This window comes from Streptomyces diversicolor (genome assembly GCF_057537855.1).
Genome location: NZ_BAAJXA010000021.1, coordinates 163,134 through 177,559 on the forward strand (window position 1 = coordinate 163,134; position 14,426 = coordinate 177,559).

Annotated in this window: 11 protein-coding genes; 6 read left to right on the forward strand and 5 right to left on the reverse strand. The window is 72.6% G+C overall.

Annotated elements, in window-relative coordinates; genetic code table 11:
• The first annotated feature begins 1 nt into the window (after position 1).
• The 3 genes from zwf to pgl are packed head-to-tail and all read left to right on the forward strand — an operon-like array spanning position 2 to position 3,398.
• Entirely contained in the window at positions 2-1,567 is a 1,566-nt protein-coding gene (gene zwf, locus AC27LF_RS25205) for a glucose-6-phosphate dehydrogenase (RefSeq protein WP_479658521.1), read from the forward strand.
• On the forward strand, positions 1,564-2,619 hold the full coding sequence (opcA, locus tag AC27LF_RS25210) for a glucose-6-phosphate dehydrogenase assembly protein OpcA (protein ID WP_479658520.1): 1,056 nt from the start codon (positions 1,564-1,566) through the stop codon (positions 2,617-2,619). The genes zwf and opcA overlap by 4 nt, the downstream gene beginning before the upstream one ends.
• A complete protein-coding gene (pgl, locus tag AC27LF_RS25215) occupies positions 2,616-3,398 on the forward strand; it encodes a 6-phosphogluconolactonase (protein ID WP_479658519.1) in 783 nt (260 codons plus the stop codon). Before opcA ends, pgl begins: the two co-directional genes overlap by 4 nt.
• Positions 3,399-3,435: 37 nt before the next feature.
• Here pgl and AC27LF_RS25220 read toward each other — a convergent pair whose 3' ends face one another.
• The 5 genes from AC27LF_RS25220 to AC27LF_RS25240 form a co-directional block, all read right to left on the reverse strand.
• A complete protein-coding gene (locus AC27LF_RS25220; protein ID WP_479658518.1) occupies positions 3,436-4,275 on the reverse strand; it encodes a carbohydrate ABC transporter permease in 840 nt (279 codons plus the stop codon).
• The gene (locus AC27LF_RS25225) at positions 4,272-5,630 is read right to left on the reverse strand and encodes an ABC transporter permease (RefSeq protein ID WP_479658517.1); all 1,359 of its coding nucleotides are present in this window, start codon (positions 5,628-5,630) and stop codon (positions 4,272-4,274) included. The genes AC27LF_RS25220 and AC27LF_RS25225 overlap by 4 nt, the downstream gene beginning before the upstream one ends.
• A gap of 6 nt (positions 5,631-5,636) precedes the next feature.
• A complete protein-coding gene (locus AC27LF_RS25230; protein ID WP_479658516.1) occupies positions 5,637-6,965 on the reverse strand; it encodes an ABC transporter substrate-binding protein in 1,329 nt (442 codons plus the stop codon).
• Positions 6,966-7,052: 87 nt separating this feature from the next.
• On the reverse strand, positions 7,053-8,690 hold the full coding sequence (locus tag AC27LF_RS25235) for a glycoside hydrolase family 13 protein (RefSeq protein ID WP_479658515.1): 1,638 nt from the start codon (positions 8,688-8,690) through the stop codon (positions 7,053-7,055).
• 183 nt (positions 8,691-8,873) lie between these two features.
• Positions 8,874-10,142 carry an ABC transporter substrate-binding protein gene (locus AC27LF_RS25240; RefSeq protein ID WP_479658514.1) on the reverse strand — a complete coding sequence of 423 codons (1,269 nt, stop codon included), beginning with the start codon at positions 10,140-10,142 and terminating at the stop codon, positions 8,874-8,876.
• Between the two features lie 122 nt (positions 10,143-10,264).
• On the opposite strand from AC27LF_RS25240, the gene AC27LF_RS25245 reads away from it, so the two are divergent.
• The 3 genes from AC27LF_RS25245 to AC27LF_RS25255 all read left to right on the forward strand — a co-directional run bounded on the left by AC27LF_RS25245 (position 10,265) and on the right by AC27LF_RS25255 (position 13,903).
• Positions 10,265-10,780, forward strand: coding sequence for a PadR family transcriptional regulator (locus tag AC27LF_RS25245; protein WP_404040603.1), 516 nt, complete (start codon positions 10,265-10,267; stop codon positions 10,778-10,780).
• Complete coding sequence (locus AC27LF_RS25250; protein WP_479658513.1) at positions 10,777-11,529, forward strand: ABC transporter ATP-binding protein; 753 nt, start codon at positions 10,777-10,779, stop codon at positions 11,527-11,529. Before AC27LF_RS25245 ends, AC27LF_RS25250 begins: the two co-directional genes overlap by 4 nt.
• A gap of 91 nt (positions 11,530-11,620) precedes the next feature.
• Positions 11,621-13,903 (forward strand): ABC transporter permease, encoded by a 2,283-nt coding sequence (locus AC27LF_RS25255; RefSeq protein WP_479658512.1) that lies wholly within the window; start codon positions 11,621-11,623, stop codon positions 13,901-13,903.
• Positions 13,904-14,426 lie beyond the last annotated feature (523 nt).

Below are 14,426 nucleotides of genomic sequence, written 5' to 3' on the forward strand. Positions count from 1 at the left end.
CTTGTCCCCCCTTACCGGCTTTACCGGCTTTACCGGGTTCTCCGGTTCCGGAGCGAATCCGCTCCGTGACCCCGCGGACCGACGGCTCCCGCGCATCGCGGGGCCGTCGGGCCTGGTCATCTTTGGTGTCACGGGCGATTTGTCACGCAAAAAGCTGATGCCCGCCGTGTACGACCTCGCCAACCGGGGTCTGCTGCCGCCGGGCTTCTCCCTCGTCGGCTTCGCCCGCCGCGAGTGGCAGAACGAGGACTTCGCGCAGGAGGTCCACGACTCCGTCAAGCAGCACGCGCGGACGCCGTTCCGCGAGGAGGTCTGGCAGCAGCTCATCCAGGGGATGCGCTTCGTCCAGGGCACCTTCGACGATGACGACGCGTTCGAGCGGCTGCGCTCCACCATCGAGGAGCTGGACAAGGCACAGGGCACGGGCGGCAACTTCGCCTTCTACCTGTCCGTGCCGCCGGGCGCCTTCCCGGTGGTCATCCAGCAGCTGAAGAAGCACGGCCTGGCCGACCAGACGGGCGGCTCCTGGCGGCGCGCGGTCATCGAGAAGCCGTTCGGCCACGATCTGAAGTCGGCCGAGGAGCTGAACAAGGTCGTGCACGAGGTGTTCGAACCGGACCAGGTGTTCCGGATCGACCACTACCTGGGCAAGGAGACCGTCCAGAACATCCTGGCGCTGCGCTTCGCCAACCAGATGTTCGAGCCGGTCTGGAACCGGTCCTTCGTGGACCATGTGCAGATCACCATGGCCGAGGACATCGGCATCGGCGGCCGGGCGGGCTACTACGACGGGATCGGCGCCGCCCGTGACGTCATCCAGAACCACCTGCTCCAGCTGATGGCGCTGACCGCCATGGAGGAGCCGGCCTCCTTCGACGCGGACGCGCTGGCCGCGGAGAAGACCAAGGTGCTGGGTGCGGTACGGGTGCCGAAGGACCTGGGCCGCCACACCGTCCGCGGGCAGTACGCGGCGGGCTGGCAGGGCGGCGAGAAGGTCATCGGCTACCTCCAGGAGGACGGTATCGACGCCAAGTCGAAGACCGACACCTACGCCGCGATCAAGGTGGGGATCGACAACCGCCGCTGGGCGGGCGTCCCCTTCTATCTGCGCACCGGCAAGCGGCTCGGCCGCCGGGTCACCGAGATCGCGGTGGTCTTCCAGCGGGCGCCGCACTCCCCCTTCGACCACACCGCGACCGAGGAACTGGGCCAGAACGCGGTCGTCATCCGCGTCCAGCCCGACGAGGGCATCACGGTCCGGTTCGGCTCCAAGGTGCCGGGCACCTCGATGGAGATCCGGGACGTGTCCATGGACTTCGCCTACGGCGAGTCGTTCACGGAGTCCAGCCCGGAGGCGTACGAACGGCTCATCCTGGACGTGCTGCTCGGCGACGCCAACCTCTTCCCGCGCACCGAGGAGGTCGAGCTGTCCTGGAAGATCCTCGACCCGATCGAGGAGTACTGGGACAAGCACGGGAAGCCCGCGCAGTACCCGTCGGGCACGTGGGGTCCCGCGGAGGCCGACGAGATGCTCGCACGAGACGGACGGAGCTGGCGCCGGCCATGAAGATAGACCTCACGGACACCACGGCCGGCAAGGTCAACAAGGCGTTGGTGCAGGGCCGCCGCGCGATCGGCACGCCCGCCGTGGGCATGGTGCTGACCCTGGTCATCGTCACCGACGAGGAGAACGCCTACGACGCGTTGAAGGCCGCCGGCGACGCCTCGCACGAGCACCCCTCGCGCACCCTGGTCGTCATCAAGCGCGTCTCCCGCTCCCCGCGCGACCGCACCACCTCGCGGCTGGACGCCGAGGTGCGGGTGGGCGCGGACGCCGGCACCGGCGAGACGGTGGTGCTGCGGCTGTACGGCGAGGTCGCCGACCACGCCGACTCCGTGGTGCTGCCGCTGCTGCTGCCGGACGCCCCGGTCGTCGTGTGGTGGCCGGTGAACGCGCCGCTCGATCCCGCCAGGGACCCGCTGGGGGCCCTCGCGCAGCGCCGGGTCACCGACACCTACGCGTCCGAGCAGCCGGTGCGTGAGCTGTCCGCCCGCGCGGGCACCTACACGCCCGGCGACACCGATCTGTCCTGGACCCGGATCACGCCGTGGCGCTCGATGCTGGCCGCGGCGATGGACCAGGTGGAGTGCGAGGTCAAGGGCGTCGAGGTGGAGGGCGAGGAGTTCAACCCGAGCTGTGAGCTGCTGGCGATGTGGCTCGCGGACCGGCTGGACGTCCCCGTCAGGCGGTCGCTGTCGTCCGGGCCGGGTCTGACCGCGGTCCGGCTGGACACCGACTGCGGCCCGATCGCCCTGGACCGCGCGGACGGTTCGCTGGCCACGCTGTCCATCCAGGGGCAGCCGGACCGTGCGGTGGCGCTCAAGCGGCGCGAGACGTCCGAGCTGATCGCCGAGGAGTTGCGCCGGCTCGACCCGGACGACACCTACGCGTCGGCGCTGCGCTATGGCGTGGAGCGGCTGATCGGCTCGCCCGCCGCGGGCTCACCGGACGCGCAGGCCGAGTCCGTCACGGCGGGCGCCGCGGCGGCCGAGGCCGCGCCCGCTCCCGCGAAGAAGGCGGCGAAGAAGGCCCCCGCGAAGAAGGCGACGGCTAAGTGAGCACCCCGCAGCTGGTCGTGCACCGCGACAAGGAGCTGATGGCCCAGGCCGCGGCGGCCCGCCTGATCACCAAGGTCGTGGACGCGCAGGCTTCGCGCGGCTCCGCGTCCGTAGTGCTGACCGGCGGCCGCAACGGCAACGGTCTGCTGGCCGCGCTGGCGGCGGCGCCCGCCCGGGACGCCGTCGACTGGGCCCGGCTCGACGTGTGGTGGGGCGACGAGCGGTTCCTGCCCGAGGGCGATCCGGAACGCAATGTCACCCAGGCCCGCGAGGCGCTGCTGGACGCCGTGCCGCTGGACCCCGAGCGCGTGCACCCCATGCCCGCGTCGGACGGCCGGTACGGCAGCGACGTGGACGCGGCGGCGGACGCGTACGCGGCGGAGCTGGCCCGGGCCGCGGGCCCCGAGAACCATGGGGCCGTGCCCACCTTCGACGTGCTGATGCTGGGCGTCGGCCCGGACACCCATGTGGCCTCGCTGTTCCCGGAGCTGCCCGCGGTGCGGGAGACCGAGCGCACGGTGGTCGGCGTGCACGGCGCGCCCAAGCCGCCGCCGATCCGGGTCTCCTTGACGCTCCCGGCGATCCGGGCGGCCCGCGAGGTGTGGCTGCTCGCGGCCGGCGAGGACAAGGCGCAGGCCGCGCAGATCGCGCTGTCCGGCGCGGGCGAGATCCAGGCCCCGGCGGCGGGCGCGTACGGCAGGCAGCGCACCCTGTGGCTGCTGGACGCGGCGGCGGCCTCCGGGCTGCCGCGGTCGCTGTACCCGCCGGCCTCGGCGTGAGACGACGGGCGGCGGGGCCGGTGCCCCGCCGCCCGGGTCATTTCACGGACCCCGCCATCACGCCCTGCACGAAGTGCCGCTGGAAGGCGAAGAACACCGCCACGGGCACGATCAGGGAGAGGAAGGCGCCGGGCGCGAGCACATCGATGTTGCTGCCGAACTGCCGTATCTGGGACTGGAGTTCCACGGTCAGCGGCTGTGCGGAGGTGTCCGCGAACAGCAGGGCGACCAGCATGTCGTTCCACACCCACAGGAACTGGAAGATGGCGAGGCTCGCGAGGGCGGGCCGGCCGACGGGCAGCACGAGCCGGGTGAAGATCCGCCATTCGTCGCCGCCGTCCATCCGCGCCGCCTCCAGCATCTCCTTCGGCATCTCGGCGAAGTAGTTGCGCAGCAGGAACACCGCGAACGGCAGTCCGTAGGCGACGTGGAACAGCACCACGCCGGGGATGGTCCCGAACAGCCCGAGTTGGCCGAAGAGTTTGGCCACCGGCAGCAGACCGATCTGCACCGGCACCACCAGCAGGGCCACCACCAGCAGGAACAGCGGTTCGCGGGCCGGGAAGTCCAGCCAGGCGAAGGCGTATCCGGCGAGGGCGGCGATGACGACCACGAGCACGGTCGTCGGCACCGAGATCAGCACGGTGTTCCAGAACGCCTGGGTGATCCCGGCGTTCTTCAGCAGCGCCGAGTAGTTGTCGAAGGACAGCTGCCCGGGGGCGGCCAGTGCCGTCCACCAGCCGCCCTTCGCGGTGTCCTGGGCCGATCTGAGCGAGGACAGGAACAGTCCCGCGAGCGGAGTGAGCCAGATCAGGCCGATCACCACCAGGAACGCCTGGACCAGCCCGTTGCCCAGGCCGCGCCTGACCGCGTTCATCGCTGACTCCTTCGGAAGCGGCGGACGTTGAAGGCCATCGCGGGGATCACCAGGAGCAGGAGCAGCACTCCGAGGGCGCTGCCGAGGCCCTGGTTGTTGCCGCCGCCGAAGGACACCAGCCACATCTGCGTCGCGAGCACGGTCGCGTCCTCCTGCACCGGTCCCGGCGCGATGATGTAGACGAGGTCGAAGACCTTCATCACGTTGATGACGAGGGTGACGAAGACGACGGTGAGCACGGGCGCCAGCAGCGGCACGGTGATCCGCCGGAAGATCTGCCACTCGTTCGCGCCGTCGATCCGCGCGGCCTCCAGCGCGTCCCGCGGCAGCGTGGAGAGTCCGGCGCCGATCAGCACCATCGCGAACCCGGTCCAGATCCACAGGTAGGCGCCGATGATCGCCGGGGTGACCAGTGCCGGACCGAGCCAGGAGACGCCCTGGTAGGGCGGTGCGAAGTTGTCCGCGGGCAGCTTCACGGTGTAGGTGCCGGCGGCGAGCCCGCCGAAGCGGAAGGAGCCGTCGGAGGCGGTCGTGGTGCTCGCCACGGTCCGCCCGTCGCGCACCGCCTCGACCGTCATCGCGGGCAGTCCGCTTTCGCGCGGGTCGACCTTGCCCTGGGTGCCTCCGCCGCCGGGGGTGAAGTCCAGGTAGACGACACCGCGCAGTTCGTCGGGGGCGGCGCCGCGGGCGGCCGCGGGGGCGGCGGGCGTGGCGCCCGCGGGCAGGTCCCCCGGCAGCACGCCGACCATCGGCAGCGTCACCGAGTCGCCCGGTGCGGCGTTCGTCCGGTACGAGCCGTCGGCGTCCCGGGTCAGTCCGTGCCCCTCGCGGGCCCGTGCCGTCGGATACGACGAGGAGCCCTTGACGGCGTCGTGGACGGCGACGACGGCGGCGTTGAGCACGCCCTTGTCCGGATCCTCGTCGTAGGCGAGCCGGAAGATGATCCCGGCGGCGAGGAAGGACACCGCCATCGGCATGAACAGCAGCAGCTTGAACGCGGTGGCCCAGCGGACCTTCTCCACGAGGACGGCGAGGATCAGGCCGAGCCCGGTCAGCAGCGTCGGGGCGACGACGACCCAGACGGCCGTGTTCCTGATGGCCTTGAGGGTGGCCGGGTCGCGGAACATCTCGGCGTAGTTGTCGCCGCCGACGAAGCGGGTGCCGGAGGCGTCGAAGAAGCTGCGGCCGATGGAGAACAGCACCGGGTAGACGACGAGGGCGCCGAGCAGCAGCAGCGCGGGCAGGACGAAGAGCAGGGCGATGGTCCGGCCCCGCCGCCGGGTGCGGCGCCCGCGCGCCGGGTCGGCGGCGGGCGGGCCCGTCTCCTTCGGTGTGGTCAGGGTGGTCGCGGTCATGGCGGGTCAGCCCCGGTATGCCTTGGCCGCCGCGGCCTCCAGCCGGGCCGCGGTCGCCTTCGGGTCCGACGGGTCGCGCAGGAAGTCCTGGAGGAGCTTCCACTCGCCGGTGCCCTTGGTTCCGCCGAAGGCCGCGGGTGCCTGGTCGGACATGTCGAAGCGGACCGAGTCGCCGGCGCCGACCAGGGACTCGGCGGTGGCCCGGGTGACGTCGTCGCCGTAGGCGGCGAGGTCGAGCTTCTTGTTCGGGGACAGGAAGCCGCCCGCCTCGGCCCACACGGCCGCGGCCTCGGGGGTGGCCAGGTACTCCAGGAGCTTCATGCCGGCCTTGGCGTTCTTGCCGTCCTTGAGGACGACGGCCGCGTCGCCGCCGCTGACGACGGGCGCCTTGCCGCCGTCGACCGCCGGGAACGGGAAGAAGTTCGCGTCCTCGCCGATGGTCCGCCCGAACTGGTCGTGGGCGACACCGGCGACGAAGTCGCCCTCGTAGACCATCCCGGCCTCGGGCTTGGGTCCGAACACCTTCTCCACGGAGCCGGGGAAGTCGGTGTTGAGGGCCTCCTTCTGGCCGCCGGCTATCAGCTGCTTGTCCTTGAAGAGCTTGCCGAGGGTGGTGAGCGCCTTGACGACGCTCGGGTCGGTCCACTTCAGCTCGTGGGCGGCGAGGGCGTCGTACTTGTCGGGACCGGCCTGGGAGAGGTAGACGTTCTCGAACCAGTCGGTGAGCGTCCAGCCGTCCTGTCCGGCGACCGCGAAGGCGGCGAGCCCGGAGTCGGAGACGGTGCGGCCGGCCTTCAGCATCTCGTCGTAGGTGGTGGGCGGTTCGACGCCGGCCTGGGCGAGCGCGTCCGGGCTGTACCAGACCGTCGACTTGTGGGCGGCCTTGAAGTAGAGGCCGTAGAGGGTGTCGTCGACGCTGCCGTAGTCGCGCCAGACGCGGGCGAAGCCGGCGTCGATGCTCTGCCGGGCGGTCTGGGACAGCGGTTCGAGCCAGCCCTCCTGCGCGAACTGCTGGAGCACGCCGACCTGCGGGACCATCACCACGTCGGGGGCGTTGCCGCCCTCGATCTTGCTGCCGACGACGGTGGAGACGTTGTCGCCGGTGGACATGAACTGGGTCTTGGCACCGGTCTTTTCAGTGAAGGCGTCCAGCACCTTCTGGAAGTTCTTCTGCTCGGTGCCGGACCAGACACCGGCCACGGTGACGGTCTGGCCGCTGAGCGCCTTGTCGCCGCCGCCGGCCGAGACGGGCTCGCCGCCGCCGCAGGCGGTCGCGCCGAGCGCCAGGGCGAGGGCGGTGCAGGAGGTGAGCAGCGTGGTGCGTCGTCGCATCATCGTTGACGTCCCTTCGGGATGGCTGGGCAGGGAAACGGACGGGCCGGGAAACGGACGGGCCGGGGAAGCGCGGGCCGGGCGCCCGGGTCAGAGGTCGCGCATCCACCAGGCGGCGGTGGAGCCGGGCAGCACCCCGGCCGGGCAGGGCCCGCTGGACAGCAGGGGTGTGCCGGCGACCGGTGCGGGGGTGGGGGCGGTGGTGAAGTTGACGGCGCAGACCAGGCCGTCGCCGCGGACGAAGGCCAGCACGCCCGGCGGTGACTCCAGCCAGTCGAGCGTGCCCTCGCCCAACTGGGGCAGCGCGGCGCGCAGTTGCAGGCCGTCGCGGTACAGGTGCCAGAAGGAGCGGGTGTCGGCGACGGCACGGTCGGTGGCGTACTCGGCGAAGTACTCGGGCTGCGGCAGCCACGGCTTGGCGCCCTCGGCGCCGGAGCTGAAGCCGAACGGGGATGCCTGTCCGGACCAGGGCAGCGGCACCCGGCAGCCGTCCCGGATGCGGGCGCGGCTGCCGGTGCGCCGGAAGATGGGGTCGGTGAGCACGTCGTCGGGCAGGTCGACGACCTCCGGCAGGCCCAGTTCCTCGCCCTGGTAGATGTAGGCGGCGCCGGGCAGCGCCAGCATGAGCAGCGCGGCGGCGCGGGCGCGGGCGGCGCCGAGCCCGCTGCCCCCGGTGGCCGGTTCGCCGTAGCGGGTGACGGTGCGGACCTGGTCGTGGTTGTTGAGGACCCAGGTGACCGTGGATCCGGTGCCGGCGATGTCCTGCATGGCCTCGGAGATGACCTTGCGGAAGGCGTCGGCGTTCCAGGGGGCGCTGAGCAGGTCGAAGAAGAACGCCTGGTGGAGTTCGTCGGGGCGGACGTAGCGGGCGTGTTCGCGGGCGCTGGGCACGGAGACCTCGCCCACGAGCAGCCGTTCGCGGCCGTCGCGTGCCGTGTACTCCTCGCACACCGCGCGCCAGCGCCGCCACACGTCGTGCACCTCGGGCTGGTTCCAGGCGAGCGGGTTGACCGAGTCGCGGGTGCGGGCGTCGGCCTCGGGGTCCGGGGAGTCGGGCAGGTGCGGGTGCTTGTAGAGGCCGGCGGCGACGTCGATGCGGAAGCCGTCGACGCCCCGGTCGAGCCAGAAGCGCAGGGTGCGTTCGAACTCGGCGGCCACCTGAGGGCTGCGCCAGTTCAGGTCGGGCTGCTCGGGGGTGAACATGTGCAGGTACCACTGGCCGGGGCGGCCGTCGGGTGCGGTGACCCGGGTCCAGGCGGGGCCGCCGAACATGGCGTGCCAGTTGTTGGGCGGCTCGGCGCCGTCCGGGCCGCGGCCGTCGGCGAAGTGGAAGCGGTCGCGGGCCGGGTCGCCGGGCGCCGCGGCGAGGGCGGCACTAAACCACGGGTGCTCGCTGGAGCAGTGGTTGGGAACGATGTCCAGGAGCACCTTGATCCCGAGGCGCCGGGCCGCGGCCATCAGCTGGTCGAACTCGGCGAGGTCGCCGAAGACCGGGTCGACGTCGCAGTAGTCGGCCACGTCGTAGCCGTGGTCGTGTTGCGGGGACGGATAGAAGGGGCTCAGCCATATGCCGTCGACGCCGAGCTTCTTCAGGTACGGCAGCCCGGCCCTGACCCCGGCCAGATCGCCGATGCCGTCGCCGGTGCTGTCCAGGAAGCTGCGGACGTACACCTGGTAGATCACTGCGTCGCGCCACCAGCGGTGGGCCTCGATGTGCTGGGAACTCACCCCGTCGACCTGTCTGTGTGAGCTAACGGTTATGCATGCATGTTAGGTATCCGTTTCGCGAGGGTGTCAATGAAGTGGACGGAAGCTACTGCGGAGTTGGGCTCCATATCCCGACATATTCGCCGACCGAAGCCCCAGATGAGACGCGCGCGTTACCTAACGAGTAACTATCGAGCCATCGAGCTATCGGCGGGAGATGGCCGCCAGCTCACGCGCCAGCCGACGCACCGCGCTCTCGGGCGTCTCCTGCCCCGTCAGCGCGTCGTGCACGACCGCCTGCACCACCAGGCTGACCTGGTCGTAGCGCGGGCTCTTGGGACGCGGCGCGGCCGAGAGCACCGCGGCCCGCAGGGTCGGCAGATAGGGGAACCGCCGTACGAGGTCCGGGTCTTCGTAGAGCGCGGCACGCACCGGCGGCAGGGCGCCGCGCGTGAGGACCTGGCGCTGGACGCGCTCACCGGTGAGATAGGCGATCAGCCGGGCGGCCGAATCCGGGTGCCGCGCATGCGTGTTGACGGCCAGATTCGAACCGCCGAGGACGCTGGTGCCCGGCCCGTGCGGACCCGGCACCGGTACGGCGCCGATCCTCCCGGCGACCGCGGAGTCCTCGGCCGACGCGCCGACGTACGCGTACGGCCAGTTGCGCAGGAAGAGCAGCCGGCCGTCCTGGAACGCCTGCTTGGACTCCTCCTCCTTGTACGTCAGCGCCCGCTCGGGTATCCAGCCCTCGCGCACCCCGCGCACCAGGAAGCCGATGCCCTCGCGGGCCGCCGCCGAGTCCACGGTGACCCGGGTGCCCTCGTCGCCGAGTATCGTGCCGCCCGCCGAGTAGACGGCCTCGGCCGCGTTGACCGTGAGACCTTCGTAGGGCAGCAACTGGCCCGCGTAGCCGTCGAGTCCGTACTTCGGCGCGACGGTCCGCGCGATGTGCGCCAGTTCCTCCCAGGTGCGCGGCGGGGCGATGCCCTCCTTCGCCAGGATGTCCGCGCGGTACAGCAGCAGGCCCGCGTTGGTGACGTACGGCACCGCGTACAGCCGGCCGTCGTAGGTCGCCGTGTCGACCACCGGCGGCAGGAAGGTCCCCAGCGGGAACCGCTCGCGCGGCAGCGGACGGATCCAGCCGGCCGCGGCGAACTCCGAGGTCCAGTTGACGTCGATGTTCAGCACGTCGAAGCGGCCGCGGTCGCCGCCGCGCAGATCCGTGGCCATCTGCGCGCGGGTCTCGTCGGCGGAGTCCGGAAGTTCGACGAGGGTGACCCGCTCGGCGGGATGCGCACGGTTCCAGCCCTCCAGCAGCGGGCCCAGATAGCCGGTGAGGTCGCCCGCGGTGGCCAGGGTGAGCGGACCGCGGTCCGCGCCGCCCTCGTCGGCACGAGCGCCTGAGGCGACATAACCGGCCAGGACCACGGCGAGAGAAAGGAGGCCCCTACCGGCGGCACGCATCCACCGCATAGGTTCCTCCTTGCACCCGCGGCGCCGCGCACCCTCGCCCGGCGTCAGAGGCCATGTATACCTGTTAGGTATGGGCGATACTAGGGCCTGGAGCACATGACGAGGACAGGAGGACTGCACGAGTGCGCCTGCCCCTCCTGGCCCTCCTCGCACGCGGTCCCGCCCACGGCTACGAGCTGAAGCAGGACCTTGAGCAACTGCTGGGCTCCGCGTACCCTCAGCCGAACGTCGGCCAGATCTATGTGACCCTCGGCCGCCTGGAGAAGCAGGGCCTGATCGAGGGCGAGGAGGTCGAGCAGAGCAGCCGGCCCAACAAGAAGATCTACCATCTCACCGACGCCGGGCGTGAGGCGCTGCGCGCCTGGTTCGCGGAACCCGAGGACGAGCCGCGGGTGCGGGACGAGTTCTTCATGAAGCTGGCCCTCGCCCCGCAGACCGGTCTCGCCGACCAGCTCGCCCTCATCAACAAGCAGCGGCGCCAGTACCTCAACACCATGCGCAGCCTGTCGCGACTGGCCGCCGCCGAGAACCGGGACAACCGAATCGCCCAGCTGCTCATCGAGGGCGCGATGCTGCATCTGCAGGCCGACCTGGACTGGCTGGAGCGGTGCCAGGAGGAACTGGAGGAGCCGGAGTGAGCAACCGCACCACCGCTCCGGCGCTGTGGGCCGAGGGTCTGGTCAAGACCCACCACGGCCGTGGCGCGCCGGCGCACGCCGTGCGCGGCGTCGACCTGTCCGTGGCACGCGGCGAGTTCGTGGCCGTCACCGGCCCCTCGGGCGCCGGCAAGTCGACACTGCTCCATCTGCTCGGCGGGCTGCAGCGGCCCGACGCGGGCAGCATCCGGCTGGACGGCGAGTGCACCGACTCCTACAGCGAGGCCCGCTGGGCGGTGGAGCGCAGACGGCGCATCGGGATCGTCTTCCAGTTCTTCAACCTGGTCTCCGGCCTGTCCGTCGCCGACAACGTCGAACTGCCCGCGCTGCTCGCCGGCGTCCCGCCGAGGCGCGCCCGTGCCGAACGGCGGGAGCTGCTGGACGAGCTGGGACTGACCGGCAAGGAGCGCAGCATGCCGGGCGAACTGTCCGGCGGCGAACAGCAGCGGGTCGCCCTCGCCCGGGCGCTGGTCAACCACCCTCCCCTGCTGCTCGCCGACGAACCGGCGGGCAGCCTCGACAGCAGGGGCACCCGCGAGGTGATGCGGCTGCTGTCCCGCTTCCACGGCCGCGGCCAGACCATCCTGCTGGTCACCCACGACGCCCGGCTGGCCAGCGCCGCGGACCGGGTGATCAGCTTCTTCGACGGCCGGATCGCCGACGACGCCGCGCTGGACGCCGCGCCGCCGCGCCGCACCGGGATATCCGGCGTGCTGGAGCTGAGGGACTGAGCCGCGGTGTACGACGACCATCACGGCCCCCGCCCGGGGGCGCGCCGCGGGGCGTGGCACCCCGTCCCGCGCGGGACGAGGGGCTGAGCCGGTGCGGGCCGCGTTGCGCTGGGCGCACTCCGATCTGCGGACACACCGCGGCGAGGCACTGTTCCTGGTGCTCGCCACCGCCGGCATCGTCGGCTCGCTGCTGCTGGCCACCGCCCTGTTCGGCTATGCGACCAACCCCTGGCAGCGGATCTTCACCCAGTCCCGCGGCGCGCACGTGTGGATCCACGCGGCGCAGAACGCGGACACCGCGCGGCTCGCCCGGTTGGACGGCGTCCAGGCCCTCGCCGGCCCCTACGCCACCGAGAAGGTGACCGTCTCCTCCCGGGGCACCCGCGCCTCCGTCGAGTTGCGCGGCACCGCGGAGCAACCGGCCGTGGGCAGCCCGCTGCTCGTCTCCGGCCACTGGCTGCGGTCCGGCGACCCCGACGGCGTGGTCCTGGAGAGCAGGCTCGCCCGGGCCCTGCTGGCCGAGCCGGGCGACGTGCTGACACTGCCGGACACGGCCCGGACCCTGACGGTCGTGGGCGTCGCCGACAGCCCCGAGCCCCGCTACCGTCCGGGCGAGCAACCCGGACTCGTCTGGGCACCGCCCGCCGCGCTGCGCGACCCGCGCGGCCAGGTCGTCGGGCTGCGCCTCACCGACCCCGGCGACACCGACTACGCCGTGCAGCGGACCGTCACCGCCCTGGGCGCCGGCGCGGTCGGCGAGGTCTCCACCTGGCAGCAGGCGCGGGCCGAGGCGCAGGGCGACAGCCGGCTCCTCGGCCAGATCCTCGGGCTGTTCGGGCTCGGCGCGCTGGTCGCGGCCGGGTTCGCGGTGCACGGCGCGATCGGCACCCGGATCCGCGGCCATCTGCGGGACATCTCGGTACTGAAGGCGATCGGGTTCACCCCCGCCCAGGTGGTGCGGATCTTCCTGCTCCAGCACGTCGCCTACGCCGTCCTCGGCGCGCTGGCCGCCGCCGCGGTCACCGAGGGACTGGGCCGCCGGATCCCGGGGCGGCTCGGCGACGCGGTGGGCGTGTGGCAGGGCCTTCCGGGGCACACCCTGACCCTGCTCGCCGTGCCCGTGGGCGCGGTGCTGCTGATCGGGCTGACCACGTCCCTCGCGGCCTGGCGGGCGGGGCGGGTGCCGCCGGTGCCGGTGCCCCGGCCCGCGGCCCCGGCCGGCGGGCGGCTGACGCGGGCCGGACGGCTCGCCCTGGGGCTGGGGCTGCCGCCCGCGCTGGTCCTCGGCTGCCACACGGCGTGCACCGGCCGCCGTCGCTCGCTGGCCACCGTGGGCCGGCTGGCGCTGCCGCTGCTGCTGATCGTGGTGGCCCTCAGCGCCTGGACCACGATCGACCGGTTCCACCGCGATCCGCAGCGCGTGGGCCTCGCGGCCACCCTCACCGCCCGTACGGACGGCAGCCTGGGCGACCGCGCGGCGCGGGCCCTGCTGGAGTCCGACCCGGAGGTCGCCGCCGCCTATCCCGGAGTCGAGGTCGCCGCCCTGGTCCCGGGCCAGACCGCCACGATCGCCCTGCGCGGCCTGGGCACCCGCAAGGACCCCTACCCGTACGCGCTCGCCGAGGGCCGTGCCGCGACCGGCCCGGACGAGGCGGTGGCCGGGCAGGGGCTGCTCGACCTGCTGGACGCGCGCGTCGGCGACTGGGTCCGGATGACCGTGGGCGACCGTCCGCAGATCCTGCACATCGTGGGCCGCAGCATCGAACCGGAGAACGCCGGCCGGGTCGTCTCCACCTCGCTGGACACCCTGCGCGAGAACGACCCGCGCCTTGACCCCGGCCTCTACCAGCTGCGGCTGCACCCGGGCGCCGACCCGCACCGGGTGGCAGCCGGCCTGGTCCGGGCCGGCCGCGGGCACCTGGATGTGCACGCCGTGCCGAACCCGGCCGACGGGCTGTCCCCGCTGCGCGGAGTCGTCGTCGGCGTGGTCGCCGTGCTCGCCCTCATCGGGCTGATCGAACTGCTCACCGCGATCGGCGGGACGGTCCGCGAGCGCGAGCGGGACCTGCCGGCGCTCAAGGCGATCGGCATGTCCCCACGCCAGATCACCGCGATCACGGTCACGGCGACCGGCTGTACGGCCCTGGCGGCGGTCCTCGTCGGCACGGCGCTGGGGCTGCCCCTGGCGCGCTGGCTGATCGACACCCAGGGCAGCTCCAGCGGGATCGGCGCCGGGATCGCCCAGTCCCCCTCCCCGGTCCTGCTGCTGACCCTGGGCGCGGGCGCGGTACTGGGCGCCGCCGCACTGGCCGCCCTCCCCGCGTCCCGCTCGACCCAGCGACGCCTGGCAGACACCCTGAACGCAGCGACCTGACCGCGCAGCGGCGCAACACGACGGCGCCCCGATCAACTCCGCCGCCCGAGCACCGTGGCCCAGCCATGGCAGGAGCCGAGCACATCGTGGGCCAACCACGGGATGCCCCAAGGATGGCCGACCGGGGACCGAACGCCACGAGGCCGGAGCCGAGCACGGCCAGGGGTCCCACCATGCCGTGGGCTCACCACACGGTGACCCGAGCACGCCGTCGGCCGACCCCCGCGGAGGCCGGCCCTGGCCGGGGCCTGACCACGCCGTGAGGCGACCGGGGCCGGGCGTGCGGTAGCCCGACCGTTGCGGGGCCGGGCCAGCGGGTGGGCCGGGCGAGCTGCGGCAACTGGTCCGCACCGGCCCCGCGTTCATCGCGCTGACCCGCGCCCGGCGCCGGATTCCCGACCGGCGGCGGATGCGCGCCCGGCGCCAGCTCCCCCATCGGTGCTGGAGCTGTGCTCGGTGCCAGAGCTGCGCCGCGCGCGGTGACGGTTGGTGGTCAGCTTCGGCCGCGCAGTTCCCGGTACTT